Origin of the sequence: Devosia marina (assembly GCF_009758415.1) — a bacterium.
Taxonomy (GTDB): Bacteria; Pseudomonadota; Alphaproteobacteria; order Rhizobiales; family Devosiaceae; genus Devosia; species Devosia marina.
Map to the genome: position 1 here is coordinate 84,604 of NZ_WQRF01000002.1, position 19,174 is coordinate 103,777.

The window sequence follows — 19,174 nt, forward strand, 5'->3', positions numbered from 1 at the left end:
GCTAGTGCGCAGCGCGGTCAACGATGGTGGCGATTTCGCCAACGCTGTGATTGGTCAATTCCTTATCCAGGGACAATATGATGCTCTCCGAGACAGTCTTGTGCATCGTGTCGCGGAGCTGACCCAATGTCTGGGGATCAGCCGCCAGAATGAGATGCTGGAAGTCGTTGCCGTCTTTGCGCCGGAACAGGCCATCGGCCAGTTGTTTGGCGAAAGTGGCCTCGTCAGTCTGGCGCGGGGTCTGCTCTTCCGGTCTTGAGCCAGATGGCCCGTCCTCATCGAGGTTCTTGGGCGTCAGCCGCGCTTCCTCGCTCAGGCTCAGTTTTTCGTTGGTGCTCCGCGCGCGGAACAGGATCGCTTGGTGCCCGTCTGCAACCACGACAAGGGTTTGATCGGGGATTGAAACTGACTCGCCCATCGCTTGGCTCCTGTTGCGCGTCCGCTGGTGATGATCAAACTCAACTAGCGATCAGGAGAAACGTTCCAAGGACCTGCCGACCGACCGCCTCTGTCATTTGCAGTAGCACGCTGCTGCTCAATACAAAACACCCCCGGGGCGGGCCCGAGGGTGATAAGTCTTTTGGTTGGGAGTGCGGCTCCGCCACTCAAGCGTAGCTTTCGTGGCCTCCTTGCCTCAAATCTCTCCACTGGAGAGATTTGCCCTATCGGGAAGGCGCGGAGATCGCCACGCCTTCGGCGTTGAAGATATGGGCCTTGGCCGGGTCGAGATAGGCCTCAACGGTGGAGCCAAGGGCGACGTCGCGCTGGCCTTCGAGGACGATGGTGAGGGACTGGCCGTCCTTGGTGGTGGCATAGACCACGGTCTGGCCGCCAAGGTTCTCCACCAGGTCAACAATGACATCTGCGAACTTGACGCCCGAGCCATCGGCAATGGTGATGTGCTCGGGACGGATGCCAAGGGTGGTGGCGCCGGTGACGTCGCGGCCCAGGGAGACACTGGCCGTGCCGGTCTTGAGGGTGTTGTTTTCGACCGAGGTCGTCAGGAAGTTCATCTTGGGCGAGCCGATAAAGCCGGCGACGAACAGATTGCGCGGATCATTGTAGAGATCGAGGGGCGCACCGGCCTGCTCGATAATGCCGGCGCGCAGCACCACGATCTTGTCGGCCATGGTCATGGCCTCGACCTGGTCGTGCGTCACATAGATCATGGTGTTACCCAGATCATTGTGCAGCTTGGCGATCTCCACGCGCATGGCGACGCGCAGTTCCGCGTCGAGGTTGGACAGCGGTTCGTCGAACAGGAATATCTTGGGTTCGCGCACAATGGCGCGGCCAATGGCGACGCGCTGGCGCTGACCGCCCGAGAGCTGCTTGGGCTTGCGCTGCAGAAGCGGCTCGATCTTGAGGATTTCGGCCGCTTTCTGCACCCGCTGGGCGATTTCGGCCTTGGGCATTTTTGCCGTTTCGAGGCCGAAGGCCAGGTTCTTGTACACAGACATATGCGGATAGAGCGCATAGGACTGGAACACCATGGCGATGCCGCGCTTGGCCGCGGGCACCTCGTTCATGCGCTGGCCGTCGATCAGCAGGTCGCCCCCGGTGATCGGTTCGAGCCCTGCAATCATGCGCAGCAGGGTGGACTTGCCGCAGCCTGAGGGGCCCACAAAGACGGTGAACTCGCCCGGGTCGATGGTCAGGTCCACGCCGTGGATGACCTGCACATCGCCGTAGGCCTTCTTGATCTGCCGCAACTGGATGGAGGTTGCCATGGTTTTGTTCTCCTCGCTTTAGCGGAACTCGGCCGGGACCCAGCTCTGGTAGAGCGGGTGATCGGGACCGAGTGGCAGCGCGACTTCGGAATGGGTGGAAGAGGAGTGATAAAAGGCGGTGACCAATTCCAGTGCCCGACGGCTGTCGGCGCTGGTGACCGGCAATTCGCCCTTGCCGAAAATGGCATCGTGGAAGCGGGCCATCTGGGTCTGGAACCGCGAAGGCACGTGCTGCCAATTGGCCAGAGCCTCGTCGATGCGCGCCTTGACCTCGTCATTGCGCGGCAGGATTTTCCAGAGCTCCTTGCCCGGATTATAAGGGGCGTGGTCGCTCTCGATGGTGACGTTTTCAAACTGCAGGCGGATGCGGGTGATCTCGTCCACCGAGCCCAGGGTCGCGGTGAAGCTGGCCAGCGCACCGGACTTCATTTCGAGCGAGGCGGAAATGGTGTCCTCCACCTCGATCGGGTTGACGCGGGTGGCGACGCGGCCAAACACCTTGGCGATGTCGCCCATCAGATAGGTGAAGATATCGTGCGGGTGGATGGCATGGCCCATGAGGACGCCGCCCAGCTCGGTCTTCCACTTGCCGCGCCAGGGCACGGTATAATAGGGGGCTTCGCGGCGCCACATGGTTTCCACTGTGCCGCAATAGGGTTTGCCGGCAATACCGGCGTCGATGATGGTCTTGGCCTGCTCGATGCCATTGCCGAAACGGTACTGGAACACCGGCATCAGCTTGCCCTTGGCGGACTTTTCGGCCTCGATGATAGCATCGACATCTTCGAGCGAACCGACCAGCGGCTTTTCGCAAACGACATGCTTGCCGGCCTTGAGGGCTTCGGTGACCATGGAGAAGTGCGCGCCGGGAGGGGTGCAGACATCGATGATGTCGATGTCGTCCATGGCGAGCAGCTCGTCAAAATTGACGATGCGGCGCTCTATGCCGAATTCCTCGCCAACCTGGTCGAGGCGTTCGGGGTTGAGATCGCACAAGGCGAGCACTTTGAACTTGTCGGCATTGGGCAGGTAGCCCTCGACAATGTGCGAGCGGCCAATGCCGCAGCCGACGACGGCAACGTTCAGGACGCGGCTCATTGGGCCCACTCCGTTCCGACTTCGGCCATTTGCTGGGCGGTCAGCGCCATCTTCATGGCATTGTAGCAGCGCTGTTGCGGCATGGCGGTTTCGGTGCGGTTGCGCACGTCATCGAGGAACTCGCGGCCGAAGGGCAGATCGACATTGGAGCAGTCGATATGCTGGACGCCTTTTTTGTCGACGAGGAACAGGTGGTTTTCGCCTGGACGCCCGGCGATATCGACATATTTGCGCAATTCGATATAGCCCTCGGTGCCCAGAATGGTCAGGCGCCCGTCGCCCCAGGTGGGCAGGCCCTCGGGGGTGAACCAGTCAACCCGGATATAGCCCGAAGTATTGGCGGTGCGGATATGGGCGTCGCCGACATCCTGCAGGCCCGGCTTGTCGGCATGGCCTCGATTGGCGACGCTGGCCGAAACCACTTCACCATCCATGGCGTCGGAGAAGAACAGGAACTGCTCGAACTGATGGCTGGCAATGTCGCAGAGGATGCCGCCATAGCGATTGCGGGTGAAGAACCAGTCGGGACGGTTGTTGAGCCGCAGCGAATGCGGCCCAAGGCCCACGGTGTTGACCACCTGGCCGATGGCGCCCTTGGCAATCAGATTGCCGGCCTCCACGGCGGCCGGAACCTCGAAATGCTCCGAATAAAGCACGGAGAAGATGCGGCCGGTTTCCTTCTGGACGCGCTGGATTTCCTCGAGCTGGGCAAAGGTGGTCATGCCCGGCTTGTCGGTCAGCACATCCTTGCCGTGGCGCATGGCGGCCAGGCAGATCTCGGCGCGGTCGCCGGGAATGGCGGCGGTGACGACCACCTGAATGCTGTCGTCTTCGAGAATGGCAGCCGGGTCGGCGACGCGCTTTGCTTCGGGGAAGCGCTCGCCAAAGGTCTTGGCGAGATCATCCTCTGCTGCGTGGAAGGCGACGAACTGGGCGCCGGCGCGCTTAAGACATTCCACCTGCCCGTAGATATGGGCGTGGTTGATGCCGATGGCGGCGAATTTGATATCAGACATAGACTTAGCGTTTCATACCGGTCGTGGCGATGCCCTCGATGAGCAGCCGCTGGAAGAGAAGGAAGAAGACGAAGATCGGCACGATGGAGAGCACACTCATGGCGAACAGGCCACCGAAATCACTCTCGCCGGTGGAGTCCACGAAGGTCCGAAGGCCGAGCATGACGGTGTAGTCCTGCATGCGATTGAGATAGATCAGCGGGCCAAAGAAGTCGTCCCAGGTCCAGATGAAGGTGAAGATGGCAGCCGTCACCAGCACGGGGATAGAGAGCGGCAGCATGATCTTCCAGTAGATGCGCCAGGGACCGGCGCCGTCCATCATCGCAGCCTCGTCCAACTCGCGCGGAATGCCGCGGAAGAACTGGACCATGAGGAAGACGAAGAAGGCGTCCACGGCGAGGAACTTGGGCACGACCAGGGGCAGCATGGTGTTGACCCAGCCCAGGTCGCGGAACAGCACATATTGCGGAATGAGCGTCACCTGCCCGGGCAGCATCAGCGTCATCAACATCATGGCGAACCAGAAATTGCGCCCCTTGAACTGCAGTCGTGCAAACGCATAGGCCGCCATGGAGCAGGCGATGAGGTTGCCCACCACGCTTAGGAAAGCGATGATGAAGGAGTTCATGTAGAACACCGAGAAGCTCACCCGCATGGCATTCCAGCCGCGGAAGTAGGACTCGATGTCCCAGCTCAGGCTGGGCCAGATGCCGGAGGTGAAGATCTCGTTTTCCGGCTTGAACGAGGCTGCCAGCAACCAGAGCAGCGGATAGAGCATCAAGATGGATGCGCCGATCAGCAGCACGTGCGCGATCACCGAGAAGATGCGCTTGCGCAGACGGGCACTGGGATCGTTTTCTGATCCGGTGACCACGGTCAGCTTGTGTGCATCAATCGTCATAGTGCACCCAATACTTGGACGTAAGGAAGGAGAAGGCCGTAAAGCACGCGATCAGCAACAGCAGGAACCAGGCCAGCGCCGAGGCATAGCCCATGCGGAAATAGCTGAAGGCCTCATTGTAGAGGTAGAGCGTGTAGAACAGCGTGGAGTTGATCGGAGACCCGGTGCCATTGGAGATGATGAAGGCCGGGGTGAAGCTCTTGAAGGCCTCAATGGTCTGGATGATGGCGTTGAAGAACACCACCGGGGTCAGCAATGGCAGCGTGATCTTCCAGAACTGGCGCCATTTGCTGGCGCCGTCCAAGGAGGCGGCCTCATACATGTCCTGCGGGATCTGACGCAGACCGGCGAGGAAGATGATCATGGGCGAGCCGAACTGCCAGACCGAAAGCACGATCAGCGTCCAGAGCGAATAATTGGGGTTGGAAATCCAGCTCGGGCCGACAATGCCGAAGATGGAGAGGAACTGGTTGACCAGGCCGTCACCGGCGAAAATCTGGCGCCACAGAATGGCAATGGCCACCGACGCGCCGAGCAGGCTGGGCAGGTAGAATACGGCACGGTAAAGCGGCAGCCCCTTCATGCCCCGGTTGAGCAGAATGGCAATGGCCAGCGCGAAGGCGAGCTTCAAAGGCACCGAGAACAGCACGAAGGTGAAAGTGACCCGCATGGAGGTCGCAAAAGTGCGGTCATTGGTGAACATGCGCTCGTAATTGGCGAAGCCCACCCAGTCCGGCGAGGTCAGCAGATCGAAATCTGTGAAGCTGAGATAGAAGGACGAGATGATCGGGCCGATGGTGAGACCGAAAAACCCGATGAACCATGGCAACAGGAAGAGATAGCCGGGGGCGTGGCTTTGCCACGCCCTCGACCACTTCGATGTGCCTGATGCGGCGTCCTGCGGAGCCGCGTCTGCCGCATGCACAGTCATTTTTTATGCGTTCGCCCGTGCCAGAATTGCAGTCGCGTCCTCGACGAAAGCCTTGCCGGCGTCTTCCGGGGAGCGGGCGCCGAAGGCCACTTCCTGGCTGATCACGCGGAGCAGGTTGAGGTCGATTTCGCCAGCGGCTGCCGGCGGGGACGGGGGCAGAGCACCAACCAGGTCACCCAGATTTGCCACGAAGTTCAGCGCGATCTGGCTCTGTTCGTCGAGGGTCGGGGTGATGGCTTCACGCACGGCGGCGTTGCACGGAATGCCGCGCTCGACGCCGAGGATCGCACCGGCTTCCGGATTGGTGACGAAGAAGTTGATGAAGGCCGCTGCCGCTTCGCGGTCCGCGGTCGAGCCGCCGACAGAGAAGAACATGGACGGCTTGCGGTAGTGACCGCCGCCGACACCCGGCGCAATGCGCGGATACGAGGAGATCGTCAGCTCATCGTCGTTGATCGACTGGTGGATCACCAGCTGGTTGGAGTTGGACGGCATCATGGCAGCGCGCTTCATGGCAACCATGGACGATTCCGGAGCCCCGGTGTCGAGCGCCTGGGTTTCAGCGTCGACAATGTAGCCCTTCTGGCGGAAGCCGTCCCACATCTGGAACCACTCGACCATGTCATCGGCCGTAAAGCCGAGCTTGTTGTCCGCGGTGTAAAGCGCCTGACCACGCTGACGCAGCCAGTTGTCGAGCATGGGCTCGGTGCCCGAGCCATCGGAGAATGCCCGCATGCCGTTGCCGGCCGAATTGAAGGCTTCGCCAAGGCGCTCAAGATCCGCATAGGTCCAGCTATTATCTGGAACAGCTTCCCCGATAGCCTCGAAGGCGGCCTTGTTGACCAAAGTGGCCACCGAGTTCGCACCAAGCGAGATACCATAGAGCTGGCCGTCGACCTTGCCGCCTTCGAGCTGGTCGGCGTCGAATTCACCCAGATCGCCGATCACGTCGTCAAGCGGGGCAATGGCGTTACGGGTCGCGTATTCCACGATGTAACGATAGTCCATCTGGATGATGTCGGGGGCAGTGCCACCGGCGGTCTGGGTGGCCAGCTTGGGCCAGTAGTCGTTCCAGCTCAGGAACTCGGCCTCAAGGCCAGGATTGCCAGCGGCCTCATAGAGATCGGTCACGGCATAGGTGCGGTCGGCGCGCGCCTGGCCACCCCAGAAGATCAGGCGCAGGGCGCTCTGGGCGAAGGCCGGGCTGATACCCGCAGCGGCGGCGGCCGCCAATGCCGAAGATCCCATCAGGAACTGACGGCGTCCAAGTCGAATTGTCATGTCTTTCCTCCCATGAACAGTTGCCGTTCCGCCAGCGCGGAACCGGGTGTGGCCAGCGACCTCCCCGTCGCTAAATCACCAACTGGTTACTACGTTAGAGCCTCTGACGTGCTTGTCAATCGTCATTAGCCCCGGTTTTCATTCACAGAGAAGCGAACCCACCTGCGGCGAAATAACCAGCCAGTTACGCCCTTACCATACAAGATGCACATGCAGCAACAATCTTGTATGGAAGTCACTCCGCCACGTTTGTACAAGCTATGAGCAGCACCGCTGTTGCAGGCTTGGTCCGCGGTAGATTGCGTGGGCGGGCCGGACTCCTCAGGCGGCTGCCATCTCCTCTCGTTGGTGAGAGTGGCGCAAAAATGCCAATTGGAAAACTACGAAATTTCGGTGACACTATAGAAAATATCTATAGCTAATAGCTGATCGGGGAGGATCACCGATGGACAAGCTGCTCACTCAATTTCTCGCCGTCGCCGATGCTGGTTCGCTGAGCGGGGCGGCGACCGCCCTGTTCATCACCCAACCGACGCTGAGCTTCAACATGAACAAGCTCGAGGAAACCGTAGGGGCTCCGCTGTTCGATCGGTCCTCGCGGGGCATGACGCTGACGCGCTATGGCGAGACGCTGTATGAAAATGCGCGGTTGATGCGCCGGCTCTATGACAACACGCTCAACGCCATTGCCGACCAGAAACGCGGGTCCGAGCGGGGTATGTCCATCGGTACGGGCTATTCCTGGTGGACCATGTTCCTGCGCGACATGGTGGTGGACTATCAGCGCGAATTCCCCAAGGCGCCGGTGCAAATCAGCCTGGGCAATCAGCTTCGGCTGATGGACCAGATGCTCTCGGGCGATATATCCATGTTTCTCGCCCACGAAATCGACGGGTTGAGCGGCGCGATCGGCACCGATTTCGTACCGCTAACCCGGGTCTACAACGCCTTCTTCGTGCGCAAGGACCACCGGCTGTTGGGCGCGCCGCGGACCCTGACGGAAATCGACAGCTACCCGATCGTGATCAGTTCACTGGCGGAGAGCCGGCATGAGCGGTTTTTCGACCCCGCCCGCCGGCGCACCCGCGTGGAAACAGTGTTCGACCGGACCAGCGTGGCGTTCCGCACCAATTCGCTGGCGGCGTGTGTCGACTACGCGTTGGCGACCGATGCGGTACTGGTCCACACACACGTGCTGCGCGATCATTTTCGTGAACGCGGCCTGGTCGAGGTGGCGCAGAAGGATGAGCCGCGCCGCGCGGTGACCGGCATTTATGTGCTCAGGGAGCGGCGCGGCGAGGACCGTGTCGAAGAACTGATCGAGCGGATCACCAGGGCTTGTCATGCAGTGCTGCCGCCTTGGGAGCCGGCCTCATAAGAGTGCACCAACACGCATTGCCAGTCGCGTTGGGCCCGCGATTTGTGTTTCCCATGTCCGACTAACATGTTAGTTAAACGCCATGCAGCAAGCCCTCGATTTCTCCCTTCAGCCCCATGCCCAGACCCCTGACCGCCTGGCGGCGGGCGAACGCGTTGCCACACGCCTTAAAGGGCAGGTACAGGGCGCCATCCATACCGACCCGCTGATGACCTATGCCTGGAGCGGCGATGCCAGCTCTTACCGGCTGATCCCGGCGGTGGTGGTGTTCGTCAATTCCGAGGATGATGTGCGCGCCGTGTTCAAGGCGGCACGGGCAGAGGGCTTGCCGGTGACGTTCCGGGCGGCCGGCACCTCGCTGTCGGGCCAGGCGGTGACCGACGGGGTTTTGGCAGTATTGGGTGATGGCTGGCGCAAGCTGGACATCCACCCCGGCGCCGAGCGGGTGACATTGGGGACGGCAATTATCGTGGCGGAGGCCAATCGGGCGCTCAAACCCTTCGACAAGAAGATCGGCCCCGACCCGGCCAGCCAGGCCACCTGCAAGATCGGCGGGGTGGTCAACAACAATTCATCAGGCATGTGCTGTGGGGTGGCGCAGAACACCTATCACACCATGGCGCGCCTCAGGATCGTGCTCACCGATGGCACCATGCTCGACTCGGGCGATGCGGCCAGTTGCGATGCCTTTCGCATCAGCCATGCGGCCATGCTCGAACAGATCCATCAATTGCATCACGAGGTGATGGCGGATGCGGAATTGGTGGCGCTGATCCGGCACAAATACCGGATCAAGAACACGGTGGGCTATTCGCTCAACGCGCTGGTCGATTATCATGACCCGCTCGATATCCTGATCCACTTGATGGTGGGCTCGGAGGGCACGCTCGGCTTTGTATCCGAAGTGACCTACAACACGGTGCCCGAGCATCCCTTCAAGGCCACCGGCCTGATCCCCTTCCCTGATCCGCAAGCGGCGGGGCGCGCGATTATCGAGATGGCCAATGGCGGCGTGCAGGTGACGACCGGTGTCACAGCGGCCGAATATATCGAGCGGCGCGCGCTGGCGACGGTGGAGCATCTGCCGCCCATGGCCCCGCTGCTGCCCTGGCTGACGGCAGACTCTCCGGCGGTGCTGATCGATGTGACTGCGCCGGACGAGGCGACCCTGCTGGCTGAAATTGCCAAGACCGAAGACCTGCTCAAGCGCCATGGCGCCACCCATATCGAGCTCAGTCGCGACGCCCAGCGCAGCGCGGCCCTGTGGGATATTCGCAAGGGGTTCTTCACCTCGGGCGGGGCGGCGCGGCCCAAGGGTACTTCGATGCTGACCGAGGATGTGGCTGCCCCCATCGAGCGATTGGCCGAATTCGTGGTAGACATGCGCAATCTGCTCGACAAGCATGGCTATGACGACGCGATCATTTTCGGACATGCGCTGGCCGGCAATCTGCACTTCCAGATGAGCGACAATTTTGCGCAGGACGGCGCGGCGGCGAAGTTCGATGTGTTCAACCAGGAGCTCTCGCAACTGGTATCGGTGCGCTATCAAGGCTCGCTCAAGGCCGAACACGGTACCGGGCGGGCCATTGCCGCCTTTGTCGAGGCTGAATGGGGCGCCAAGGCCTATGGGCTGATGCACCGGATCAAGGCGATCTTCGACCCGGAAAGACTGCTCAATCCGGGCGTGCTGCTCAATGACGACCCCAAGATCCACATCAAGAATTTGAAGGTCATGCCGCTGAGCGACGAGCTGGTGGACCTCTGCATCGAATGCGGCTTTTGCGAACCGGCCTGTCCCAGCCACCACATGACCCTAACGCCGCGCCAGCGCATCGCGGTGACGCGCGAGACGGCGCGATTGCGCGAAACCGGGGAAGACCCGGCGCGGCTGGCCCGGTTCGAAGCCGATTTCCAATATGCCGGAATGGACACTTGCGCGGCGTGCAATCTGTGTTCGCTGCGTTGCCCGGTGGGCATCGAGACCGGCACGATGATCCTGGGTGAGCGAGCGAAGCGGCGCGGGGGCACCGCGCAGTCGGTGGCGCGTTTCGCCGCTGACCACCGTGGCGCGGTGGAGACCATGATGCGGGGCGGGGTGGCGTTGGCCGACATGGCGCGCCGTGTCATTCCGGCCACTGCGGTGGAGGCCATGACGGATAATGCCCGGCGGCTGAGCGGGAAACGCGTGCCGCGCGTGTCTCGCGCGCTGCATTCCGGCCCCGGCGCACCCAAGGTGCGAGACAATCGGCAGGATCCGCGCAAAAGCGGGTTTCCGGTGCCGATTGCCCAGAGCGGGCAGCCGGGCGTGGTCTATTTTCCCGCCTGTCCCAGCCGCATGTTCGGCGCGCCCGAGACCCAGCACGGCCTGCTCGATACGCCAGCGGCGATGATCGCGCTGCTTGAGCGGGCCGGCTATGACGTGATCGTTCCGGACAAGCTCAATGGCCAGTGCTGTGGCCAGCCGTTTCAATCCAAGGGTTTTCCCGAGCAGGCCGCCGAGGTGGGCGGGGCGCTCAAGGGCGAACTGTCGCAGCTTTCGGATGCCGGGCGACTGCAGGTGGTGACGGACGCCTCGACCTGCGCCAAGCATCTGAAGGAATTTCCGGGCGATGCGGCGGTGGCGGATTCGGCCGCGTTCCTGGTCCAGCATGTGCTGCCGAAACTGACGATCACCCAGAGGCTGTCGAGCCTTGCCGTGCATCACAATTGTTCGGCCCAGCGGCTGTTAGAGCAGTCCTCAACAGAGGCGGTGGCGGCGGCCTGTGCGGAAACTGTCGCTGTGCTCTCTTCGATCACCTGCTGCGGCTATGCGGGAGACAAGGGGCTGTTCCTGCCCGAGCTCAACGCGCATGCGACCCGGCGGGTGGGCAATGACATTCCACAGGGGTGTGAGCTGGGCGTCTCGACGGTATCGACCTGTGCATCGGGACTGAGCGAGCGGGCCGGGGTACCGTTTGTGAGCCTTGCGAGCCTTTTGGAATGGGCAAGCCGTTAGCTATCTCTCTTCGGCCCGCGACCTCCCCCTAAAGGAGGGAGAGGCCGCCCGTCGATCGTGTCGCGACATCCGGGCGTTCAAGCTGGGCCTTGCAGGCTTTGGAGCTCCGTTGGTGCAATCGGCGGCGACAAGACAGGGCGGAGGTGGGCCCCGTCCAGGCAATCCAGCCGTTCCGCCAGTTCCTGCACGGCCCGCACCAAGGGCGCTATGAACTGGTCGTAGCGCAGGGCCTGCTGGCTATGCGGATCGCTCGGGTCGGCCAGGACATGGCCGCCGAAATCGGCGTCGAGTTGCGCGGCAATTTCAGCCACCTGCTGGGCGACAAGACCGTAGTGGCAGCGCCCGTCGCCCCCTTTCCACGCGAACCGGACCGGGGTGAGCAGACGGATGAAATCCAGCCCCAGATCGGTGGGCGCTATCGCCGTCTTGTGCCGCGCGTCCGAGGTCTGGATGGTGCCTGTCGCCGACCAGACGGCCGACCAGCGGGCGCCGCCGTCCCCCAGGGTCTGCGCATTGTCGCCCGCCGGGTTCAGCGCCCCGGCCACACGCATCTCGGCGGTGTCGGCCGCGATGGTGATCACATCGGTCCAGGTTGAGCCGTCCGGGCTAACCTTGATGCGCCAGTCATTGTCGCCCATCAGCCCCATTTCGGCACGGCCTGACCAATTGGACTGGAACAACAGGCTTGCCGTATCGCTGCCAGACGCCTTGTTGAGCTTGAGCTGATGTCCGGCACCGTCATGGGTGAGGAGCGTTGCTGCCGAAGCAACGGCCAGCCGGTTGGTGAGCTCGGCGCTGGTGTTGATACCCAGTTGCGGCAGGCCCGCCCCGGTGGCGGCGACGGCGACCCAGTCGGCTCCGGTAAAGACCAACAGGGTGCCGCTGGCCCGGTCAAACACCTGCCAGCCCTGAGCGGGGTCATAGAAGTGCCAGGCGCCGGCCTGCCATGCGGCGATCTCGTCCATATGTCCGGCCCACGCGCCGCTGGCGCCCGATGGTACGATCCAGGCCTCGCCGGACAGCGGCGAGACCGGCGGCGTTGTGACCCGGGTGGATTCCACCACCGGTTGTACCAGGGCATCGAGCCGGTTGAGGGCGTCATTGTGGGTAATGTGCTTGAGCGCCTGACCCGACATGATGAAGGGCAGGGCAAGGCGGGCTGTGTTGTCCATGAGCGTGTCTCCAGATGTGAACTGGAGCTCAGTGTGGGACCAGCCGCTGGCCCGGGGATTACATAATTGACGGCGCTGTTCTGGCTGCTCAGGCTGGGCGCACCGACCACAGAGATCGCGAGCAGCCAGACGTCGGGCCGGAAACTTCATCAAATGCTCTCGGCTTGGTGAAATCAACCCGGGCGGAACTTTCCACCTGTTGCCGCAATTGCTGCCTAGGTTAGGCTCTACCAAACGACCCAGCGAGGAAACCCCGCCCATGATTCGCCGCACCGCTCTCATGCTCGGCCTTGCCGCCGCCCTCTCGCCCGCTTTGCCGGTGCTGGCCCAGAGCCGCGCGCTCAGTGCCGAAGAACAGCAACTGATCAACGAAATCAATGCGCATAACTCGGCCATCCGCACCATGGTGGGGCGCTTTTTGCAGATCGACACCAATGGCGGGCGCCAGGAAGGCACCTTCTTCATCGAGCGGCCCAACAAGGTGGCTTTCCGCTATGCCCCGCCCAGCCGCGAGGAGATCGTCTCGATCGGCCGGGGCTTTTATGTCGTCGACCGGCGTGACGAGACCTATTATGCCTATCCGCAGGATTCGATTCCGCTGCGGCAGTTTCTGGGCGACCGGATCAACCTGCTCAACGCCAATGTCATCGACGTCACCAATACCGATGGCTATCTTTCGATCACCGTGATCGACGAGACGGTGGCCGGCACGGTGCAGGTCTCGCTGATCTTTGATACCGACACCAAGGATCTGGCGCAGTGGACCCTGGTCGAACCCAATGGGTCCGAGCTGACCTTCTCGCTCTATGACGTGCAGAAGGGCGTGGAGATCCCCAACCACTTCTTTACCTTCCCCTCGACCTATTCGGGCAAGGAGCCGGGGACCTGAGCCCAGGCTGGCTAAGCGCTAGAGGCCGAAGGCGAGAATAGCGACCAGCCCGGCACCGCCCACGACAATGCGCCACCAGGCAAAGGGCGCAAATCCGTGCCGGGAGACGAAGTCGAGCAAATATTTGACCACCAGCGCACCGACCACGAAGGAAGCGGCAAAGCCGATGGCGATATTGAGCCCCAGGCTCAGATCGATCAGTTCGCGGCTCTTGTAGAGGTCATAGCCAAAGGCTCCGGCCATGATTGGCAGGGCAATGAAGAAGGTGAATTCGGCAGCGGAGCGCTTCGAGGCGCCGAACAGCATGGCCCCTACCACCGTCGAGCCGGAGCGCGACACGCCTGGCACCAGGCTCAGCATCTGGAACAGGCCGATGATCAGCGCCAAATGCCAGGGATAGCTGTAAATTTCGTCATGCCGCACTTGTTTGGGCATGCGATCGACGATCAGCAGGATGATGCCGCCAATGAGCAGGGTGGTGCAGATGACAATCGGCGTTTCATAGAGAATCTGCTGGATGAAATCGCGCGCCAGAACACCTACAAAAACCGCCGGAAGACAGGCCAGCGCAACGGCCAGCGCGAAGCGCCAGGCATAGGCCTGGCCTTTGAGTGCATCGCGGATCAACACGCCCAGTTTTGCAAAGTAAACGGTGATCACCGCCAGAATCGCACCAAGCTGGATCAGCACGATAAAGGCGGCAGGCTGGCTTAGCCCGAAGAAATGACCGGCCAAGAGGAGGTGACCGGTGGAGCTGACCGGCAGGAATTCTGTGAGCCCTTCGAGGATTCCGAGCACCAGGGGCACAAAAAGACCTTGATCGGCGTTCATTTGATCCCCTAACTCGTTCCAAGGTCGGACTTGTCCCGTCTCATAGCCGTGTTCGCCTGGCGCGCCAAGGCCGTGACGCGCGACTCCGGGCCGCAACAATTTTAGAGCCCCGTTCATGCCAAGCCTTGTGCACTACCCCCTTGATCCCTCCTCCCGCCTCGTCCGGCTGATGTGCGCCGAATATGGGGTGCCGCTGGATCTGGAGGAGACCAAGCCCTGGCTGCGCGAGGAAGCGCTCTTGGCCATCAATCCGGCCGCGACCCTGCCTATTCTGTTCACTGACAGTGACCTGCCCATCGTGGGCATCATGGCCAGCATTCATGCCGTGGAAGATTTCTACACGCCCGCTTCGGTCGGCGGGCTGTTTCCGGCTGATCCCATGGATCGCGCCGAAATGTGGCGCCTGGTCGAATGGGCGCTGGTCAAGCTCAATGATGAGGTGACCCGCTACCTGATCGAGGAGAAGATCGCCAAGCGCGACCAGCGCGGTGCCACGCCCGAGCCGTCCGTCCTGAGGGCCGCCAAGACCAATCTTGCCGAGCATCTGCTCTATTTCAATTGGCTGCTGGCCAGCCGCAACTGGCTGGCGGGCGAGGAAATGAGCCTGGCCGATTTCGCCCTAGCCGCGCATTTTTCCACGCTCGACTATCTGGGCGATATCGACTGGTCCAAGGTGCCGCCCGAAACGCGCGACTGGTATTCGCGCATCAAGTCGCGCCCGGCCTTCCGCACCCTGCTCAATGACCGTGTCGTCGCCATGCAGCCCGCCAGGGGCTATGCTGATCTGGACTTTTAGTCCTATCTGGCGGCATGGCCCAAGCCGGTATCGAAAAGCTCATCGATGAACTCAAGGCCCGTGCCGAGGCGCTGGGCTTTGACGCCTTTGGCATTGCCCGGGCAGATGCGCGGCCCGACCTGCCGGAGAAACTGCACGCGGCGCTGGCCGAGGGCTGGCATGCCGGCATGGAATGGATGGCCGAGACCGAAGACCGGCGCGGTGATCCGCGACGCCTCTGGTCTGAAGCCCGCTCGGTGATCCTGCTCGGCGTCAATTACGGCCCCGAAATCGACCCGATGGACCTGCTGGCTGAAAAGCGCGTCGGCAATATCTCGGCCTATGCCCGCAATCGCGATTACCACGACATCATCAAGGGGCGACTCAAGGAACTGGCGGGTCTGTTGGCGCGACGTGCCGGTGTGGAGGTGAAGGTGTTTGTCGATACCGCGCCGCTGATGGAAAAGCCGCTGGCCGAGGCGGCGGGCCTGGGCTGGCAGGGCAAGCATTCGGTGCTGGTCAGCCGGAATTTCGGCTCGTGGCTGTTTCTGGGCGCGATCCTGACCGATCTCGACCTGCCGCCGGACCAGCCACATGCGGAAAGCTGCGGCTCCTGCACCAGATGCCTCGACATCTGCCCCACCAATGCCTTTCCCGCCCCGTTCCGGCTCGATGCGCGTAAATGCCTGGCCTATTATTCAGTCGAGCATAAAGGCCCCATTCCGCGTGAATTTCGCAAACCCATGGGCAATCGCATCTATGGCTGCGATGACTGCCTGGCGGTGTGCCCGTGGAACAAGTTTGCCAGCGTCAGCCGTGAAGCCAAGCTGCGCAGCCGCCCCGAATTCGAACGCCCGGCGTTGGCCGAACTGGTGCAGCTCGATGACGCGGGCTTTCGGGCGCTGTTTGCCGGCTCGCCGGTCAAGCGCATCGGGCATGCGCGGTTCTTGCGCAATGTGCTGGTTGGCATCGGCAACGCCGATGACCAAACCCTGTTGCCCCTGGTGGAAATCAGGCTTGGCGATCCCTCGCCCTTGATCCGCGGGGCCGCCATATGGGCCTTGCGGCGGCTCGATCCGCAGCGGGCCGAGGCTCGGCGGCTGGACAGCCTGGCGCAGGAAGGCGATAGCACGGTGCGCGCAGAATGGGACGGGGTGGTATGAACCAGGCATTTTTCTTCGGATTGGGGTTTTCCTCGATCAACGCGGCACAGGCCATGCGCAAGAACGGTTTCGCCCGCATCGGCGGCACGGTCCGCTCGCCGGAAAAAGCAGCGCATCTGCGGGCCGATGGTATTGAAGCCGTGTTGTTCGACGGCGCGTCGCCTGGGCCCGAAGTGGGTCGCGCACTGGACACAGCCAGCCATGTCATCCTGTCGATTGCCCCCGATGAGGCGGGCGATCCGGCGCTGCGCCATCATCGTGCCGATCTTGACGCAGCGGGCCAATTGCAATGGCTGTGCTATTATTCCACGGTCGGGGTCTATGGCGATTTCGACGGGGAATGGATCGACGAGACCGCCCCCTTGGTGCCGCGCAATATGCGCTCGGACCGGCGGGTCCTGGCCGAACAGGCCTGGCGCGACTATGCCGCCGAACGGGGCGTACCGCTCTGCATTTTGCGGCTGGCCGGCATTTATGGCCCGGGCCGCTCGAGCTTTAACAAGCTGCGCGCTGGCACTGCCCGGCGCGTCATCAAGCAAGGGCAGGTGTTCAACCGCATCCATGTCGCCGACATTGCCCGCGTTACAGCGCTGGCGGCCGAGCAGCGGCTGGACGGCACCTTTAATCTGGCCGATGACGAACCGGCACCGCCCCAGGATGTCATCGCCCATGCCGCGCAGATGATCGGCCTGGATGTTCCGCCGGACCTGCCCATCGAGACGGCTGAGATGACGCCGATGCAGCGCAGCTTTTACCGCGACAACAAGCGCGTCTCGAACCGGGCGATCAAACAGGCCCTGGGGATCGACCTGCTGTATCCCGATTACCGCGCGGGCCTGGCCCAGATTCTCGAAAGCGAACAATGACCCCAAGACCTGCCAAATCCGCGCCTGCCCGCATTGTGCTGGAGGGCCACTACGCCCGGCTCGAACCGCTTGCGCTGTCGCATGCTGCAGACCTTTTCGCGGTGGCAAACCTGCCCGGCGGCCCGGAGCGGTTTCGCTGGCTGTTCAGTGACGCGCCGCAGAGCGCGGCCGCGACAGCGGCCTGGATCGAGCAGGTCAATGCCGGGCAGGACAGTTACGTCGCCATTCTCGACAAGGCCAGCGGCAAGGCGCTGGGCCAGCAGGCCTGGATGCGCATTCGCCCCGAGCATGGTTCGATCGAGATCGGCGGGGTCTATTGGGGCCTGCCCATGGCCCGCAGCTGCCTGGCCACCGAGGCGCTGTTCCTGTTTGCCCGCCACGCCTTTGACGATCTGGGTTATCGGCGTTTCGAATGGAAATGCAACAATGCCAACGAACCCTCCAAGGCGGCCGCGACGCGCTTCGGCTTCACCTTCGAGGGCGTGTTCCGCCAGGACATGATCGTCAAGGGGCTGAGCCGGGACACGGCCTGGTTCTCCATGCTCGATAGCGAATGGCCGGCCCTTCGCGCAGAATTCGAGCGCTGGTTGGCGCCGGACAATTTCGATGCCGACGGCCAGCAGAAGACCCGGCTGGCAGTGCGCAGCTAGATCATCCCCAGCACGGCCGCCCGCAGCCGCGCCAGATCCTCGTCCCGGCTCAGCCGGTGGTCGCCGTCGGGGATCAGGGTGAAGGTCACCGGATCATGCAGGATATGCATGAGCAGCTTCTGGGCGTGCTCGGGAGGCACGTCCGGGTCCTGCCCGCCTTGCAGGATATGCACCGGGCAGCCGGTCTCGATCACGCCGTTGAGCAGCAGATGGTGGGCGCCGTCCTCGATCAGCGCCCGCGTATACCGGTAAGAACCATCGCCATAGGCGCTTTCCCGCTCGTAATAACCAAGGGTTTTCAGATCGCGTTGTTGCGCCGCGCTCATGCGCGCCGCGATGCCCACAGTGGCGTCAGTAGCTGGAGCAAGCAGCACCAGCCCCTTGAGCGGCGTGCCCTTGGCAAGTTGCCGCCGCGCCAGCAGCAGGGCGATCCAGCCGCCCATGGACGAACCGCACACGATCTGCGGTCCCCTGGTCGTCGCCAGCACCGCTTCGGCTTCCTCCAGCCAGCGGCTGATCGTGCCCTTGTCGAAATCGCCGCCGGACAGACCATGGCCGGAATAATCGAACCGGGTGACCGCAAGCCCCTTTTCAGAGCCCAGGGCATCCAGGCTCATCGCCTTGAGCCCGCTCATCACCGAGCGAAAGCCGTTGAGCCAGAACAGGCCGGGTGCGCCGCCGGGCCGCTGCTCGATCGCGATTTGCCGGGACTGGTCGCCTGTGCCGACGGTGAGGCGAGAGCTGTGAATGGAACTCATGAGGGGCCCTATTGCGTTTCTGGTTGGTGTCCGAAAGATCTTCGGCGCAAGGCTTTGAAAAATTGCTTGGGCGCGCCAGTTGACTTTACGGGCCGCTACCACGATTTTAGGGCCGAATTCACCCCCTTGCCCCAATAGCAAAAGGAACGCTTGCCATTCGCCGTCCCATGAGACCCGTTGCGCCCCAGAAAGATGGGCCGCTTGCCAACGAGGATATCACTAGCCCCGACGTTCAGCTCATCGATGCAGAAGGTGAAAACCGTGGCATCGTCCGCACGCGCGACGCTCTGGTCGAAGCGCAGGAGCAGGGGCTCGACCTCGTCCTGATCGCCGCCAATTCGAACCCGCCCGTGGCCAAGATGCTCGATCTCGGGCGCTACAAATATGCCGCACAGAAGAAGGCGGCCGAAGCGCGCAAGAAGCAGAAGGTGATCGAAGTCAAGGAAGTGCAGATGCGTCCGAACATCGACACCCATGACTACGAGACCAAGATGAAGGCGGTGCAGCGCTTCCTGGGCGAAGGCGACCGGGTCAAGGTAACCCTGCGCTTCCGTGGCCGTGAAATGGCGCACCAGGATCTGGGCATGCAGCTCCTGCTCAAGGTGCGCGAACAGACCGAAGACGTGGCCAAGGTCGAAAGCCAGCCGCGCTCGGAAGGCCGGCAAATGGTCATGGTGCTGGCGCCCAAATAAGGCGACACACCGATACAGAATCAGGGAGGCGGGCTGCAGGGCCCG

The 19,174-nt window shown here is 62.4% G+C and carries 18 protein-coding genes; 8 read left to right on the forward strand and 10 right to left on the reverse strand.

Going from position 1 to position 19,174, the window contains the following annotated elements; translation table 11 throughout:
- Position 1: 1 nt before the first annotated feature.
- The 7 genes from GO014_RS08120 to GO014_RS08150 all read right to left on the reverse strand — a co-directional run bounded on the left by GO014_RS08120 (position 2) and on the right by GO014_RS08150 (position 6,957).
- Positions 2–418 (reverse strand): host attachment family protein, encoded by a 417-nt coding sequence (locus GO014_RS08120; RefSeq protein WP_116587725.1) that lies wholly within the window; start codon positions 416–418, stop codon positions 2–4.
- A 244-nt stretch (positions 419–662) separates the two neighbouring features.
- The gene (locus GO014_RS08125) at positions 663–1,730 is read right to left on the reverse strand and encodes an ABC transporter ATP-binding protein (RefSeq protein WP_157289913.1); all 1,068 of its coding nucleotides are present in this window, start codon (positions 1,728–1,730) and stop codon (positions 663–665) included.
- A gap of 18 nt (positions 1,731–1,748) precedes the next feature.
- Entirely contained in the window at positions 1,749–2,828 is a 1,080-nt protein-coding gene (locus tag GO014_RS08130; protein WP_157289914.1) for a Gfo/Idh/MocA family protein, read from the reverse strand.
- Positions 2,825–3,844, reverse strand: coding sequence for a Gfo/Idh/MocA family protein (locus GO014_RS08135; protein WP_157289915.1), 1,020 nt, complete (start codon positions 3,842–3,844; stop codon positions 2,825–2,827). The genes GO014_RS08130 and GO014_RS08135 overlap by 4 nt, the downstream gene beginning before the upstream one ends.
- Before the next feature lie 4 nt (positions 3,845–3,848).
- Positions 3,849–4,622, reverse strand: a complete 774-nt coding sequence (locus GO014_RS08140; protein ID WP_375600215.1) for a carbohydrate ABC transporter permease — start codon at positions 4,620–4,622, stop codon at positions 3,849–3,851.
- Between the two features lie 112 nt (positions 4,623–4,734).
- Entirely contained in the window at positions 4,735–5,676 is a 942-nt protein-coding gene (locus tag GO014_RS08145) for a carbohydrate ABC transporter permease (protein ID WP_157289917.1), read from the reverse strand.
- Positions 5,677–5,679: 3 nt separating this feature from the next.
- A complete protein-coding gene (locus GO014_RS08150) occupies positions 5,680–6,957 on the reverse strand; it encodes an ABC transporter substrate-binding protein (RefSeq protein WP_157289918.1) in 1,278 nt (425 codons plus the stop codon).
- A 445-nt stretch (positions 6,958–7,402) separates the two neighbouring features.
- Here GO014_RS08150 and GO014_RS08155 point away from each other — a divergent pair, with 445 nt between their 5' ends.
- Together GO014_RS08155 and GO014_RS08160 are read left to right on the forward strand one after the other, a co-directional pair.
- On the forward strand, positions 7,403–8,335 hold the full coding sequence (locus GO014_RS08155; RefSeq protein WP_157289919.1) for a LysR family transcriptional regulator: 933 nt from the start codon (positions 7,403–7,405) through the stop codon (positions 8,333–8,335).
- Positions 8,336–8,417: 82 nt separating this feature from the next.
- Positions 8,418–11,333, forward strand: a complete 2,916-nt coding sequence (locus tag GO014_RS08160) for an FAD-binding and (Fe-S)-binding domain-containing protein (protein WP_157289920.1) — start codon at positions 8,418–8,420, stop codon at positions 11,331–11,333.
- A gap of 77 nt (positions 11,334–11,410) precedes the next feature.
- Here GO014_RS08160 and GO014_RS08165 read toward each other — a convergent pair whose 3' ends face one another.
- Positions 11,411–12,505, reverse strand: coding sequence for a DUF2793 domain-containing protein (locus tag GO014_RS08165; RefSeq protein WP_179952944.1), 1,095 nt, complete (start codon positions 12,503–12,505; stop codon positions 11,411–11,413).
- Between the two features lie 259 nt (positions 12,506–12,764).
- Between GO014_RS08165 and GO014_RS08170 the strand changes: the two genes are divergently transcribed.
- Positions 12,765–13,394: a LolA family protein gene (locus GO014_RS08170; RefSeq protein ID WP_179952945.1), complete on the forward strand. Its 630-nt coding sequence runs from the start codon at positions 12,765–12,767 to the stop codon at positions 13,392–13,394.
- 18 nt (positions 13,395–13,412) lie between these two features.
- On the opposite strand, the gene GO014_RS08175 is transcribed toward GO014_RS08170, so the two are convergent.
- Positions 13,413–14,225, reverse strand: a complete 813-nt coding sequence (locus tag GO014_RS08175; protein ID WP_157289923.1) for an undecaprenyl-diphosphate phosphatase — start codon at positions 14,223–14,225, stop codon at positions 13,413–13,415.
- A gap of 115 nt (positions 14,226–14,340) precedes the next feature.
- Here GO014_RS08175 and GO014_RS08180 point away from each other — a divergent pair, with 115 nt between their 5' ends.
- Genes GO014_RS08180 through GO014_RS08195 form a run of 4 tightly spaced genes read left to right on the forward strand, consistent with a single transcriptional unit; the run spans position 14,341 to position 17,679 of the window.
- Complete coding sequence (locus tag GO014_RS08180; RefSeq protein WP_157289924.1) at positions 14,341–15,021, forward strand: glutathione S-transferase family protein; 681 nt, start codon at positions 14,341–14,343, stop codon at positions 15,019–15,021.
- A 14-nt stretch (positions 15,022–15,035) separates the two neighbouring features.
- Positions 15,036–16,163: a tRNA epoxyqueuosine(34) reductase QueG gene (gene queG / locus GO014_RS08185; protein ID WP_157289925.1), complete on the forward strand. Its 1,128-nt coding sequence runs from the start codon at positions 15,036–15,038 to the stop codon at positions 16,161–16,163.
- Positions 16,160–17,029 (forward strand): SDR family oxidoreductase, encoded by an 870-nt coding sequence (locus GO014_RS08190; protein WP_157289926.1) that lies wholly within the window; start codon positions 16,160–16,162, stop codon positions 17,027–17,029. The genes queG and GO014_RS08190 overlap by 4 nt, the downstream gene beginning before the upstream one ends.
- Positions 17,026–17,679: a GNAT family N-acetyltransferase gene (locus GO014_RS08195; protein ID WP_157289927.1), complete on the forward strand. Its 654-nt coding sequence runs from the start codon at positions 17,026–17,028 to the stop codon at positions 17,677–17,679. The genes GO014_RS08190 and GO014_RS08195 overlap by 4 nt, the downstream gene beginning before the upstream one ends.
- Here the strand turns inward: GO014_RS08195 and GO014_RS08200 are convergent.
- Entirely contained in the window at positions 17,676–18,437 is a 762-nt protein-coding gene (locus GO014_RS08200; protein ID WP_157289928.1) for an alpha/beta hydrolase, read from the reverse strand. The genes GO014_RS08195 and GO014_RS08200 overlap by 4 nt on opposite strands.
- 155 nt (positions 18,438–18,592) lie before the next feature.
- On the opposite strand from GO014_RS08200, the gene infC reads away from it, so the two are divergent.
- Positions 18,593–19,129, forward strand: a complete 537-nt coding sequence (infC, locus tag GO014_RS08205; protein ID WP_343030911.1) for a translation initiation factor IF-3 — start codon at positions 18,593–18,595, stop codon at positions 19,127–19,129.
- The last annotated feature ends 45 nt before the right edge of the window (positions 19,130–19,174 follow it).

Bases quoted from the DNA above. Each gene is read 5' to 3' on its own strand.
- GO014_RS08120 (WP_116587725.1), bottom strand. From the start codon at position 418: ATGGGCGAGTCAGTTTCAATCCCCGATCAAACCCTTGTCGTGGTTGCA.
- GO014_RS08125 (WP_157289913.1), bottom strand. From the start codon at position 1,730: ATGGCAACCTCCATCCAGTTGCGGCAGATCAAGAAGGCCTACGGCGAT.
- GO014_RS08130 (WP_157289914.1), bottom strand. From the start codon at position 2,828: ATGAGCCGCGTCCTGAACGTTGCCGTCGTCGGCTGCGGCATTGGCCGC.
- GO014_RS08135 (WP_157289915.1), bottom strand. From the start codon at position 3,844: ATGTCTGATATCAAATTCGCCGCCATCGGCATCAACCACGCCCATATC.
- GO014_RS08140 (WP_375600215.1), bottom strand. From the start codon at position 4,622: ATGCTCTATCCGCTGCTCTGGTTGCTGGCAGCCTCGTTCAAGCCGGAA.
- GO014_RS08145 (WP_157289917.1), bottom strand. From the start codon at position 5,676: ATGACTGTGCATGCGGCAGACGCGGCTCCGCAGGACGCCGCATCAGGC.
- GO014_RS08150 (WP_157289918.1), bottom strand. From the start codon at position 6,957: ATGACAATTCGACTTGGACGCCGTCAGTTCCTGATGGGATCTTCGGCA.
- GO014_RS08155 (WP_157289919.1), top strand. From the start codon at position 7,403: ATGGACAAGCTGCTCACTCAATTTCTCGCCGTCGCCGATGCTGGTTCG.
- GO014_RS08160 (WP_157289920.1), top strand. From the start codon at position 8,418: ATGCAGCAAGCCCTCGATTTCTCCCTTCAGCCCCATGCCCAGACCCCT.
- GO014_RS08165 (WP_179952944.1), bottom strand. From the start codon at position 12,505: ATGGACAACACAGCCCGCCTTGCCCTGCCCTTCATCATGTCGGGTCAG.
- GO014_RS08170 (WP_179952945.1), top strand. From the start codon at position 12,765: ATGATTCGCCGCACCGCTCTCATGCTCGGCCTTGCCGCCGCCCTCTCG.
- GO014_RS08175 (WP_157289923.1), bottom strand. From the start codon at position 14,225: ATGAACGCCGATCAAGGTCTTTTTGTGCCCCTGGTGCTCGGAATCCTC.
- GO014_RS08180 (WP_157289924.1), top strand. From the start codon at position 14,341: ATGCCAAGCCTTGTGCACTACCCCCTTGATCCCTCCTCCCGCCTCGTC.
- queG (WP_157289925.1), top strand. From the start codon at position 15,036: ATGGCCCAAGCCGGTATCGAAAAGCTCATCGATGAACTCAAGGCCCGT.
- GO014_RS08190 (WP_157289926.1), top strand. From the start codon at position 16,160: ATGAACCAGGCATTTTTCTTCGGATTGGGGTTTTCCTCGATCAACGCG.
- GO014_RS08195 (WP_157289927.1), top strand. From the start codon at position 17,026: ATGACCCCAAGACCTGCCAAATCCGCGCCTGCCCGCATTGTGCTGGAG.
- GO014_RS08200 (WP_157289928.1), bottom strand. From the start codon at position 18,437: ATGAGTTCCATTCACAGCTCTCGCCTCACCGTCGGCACAGGCGACCAG.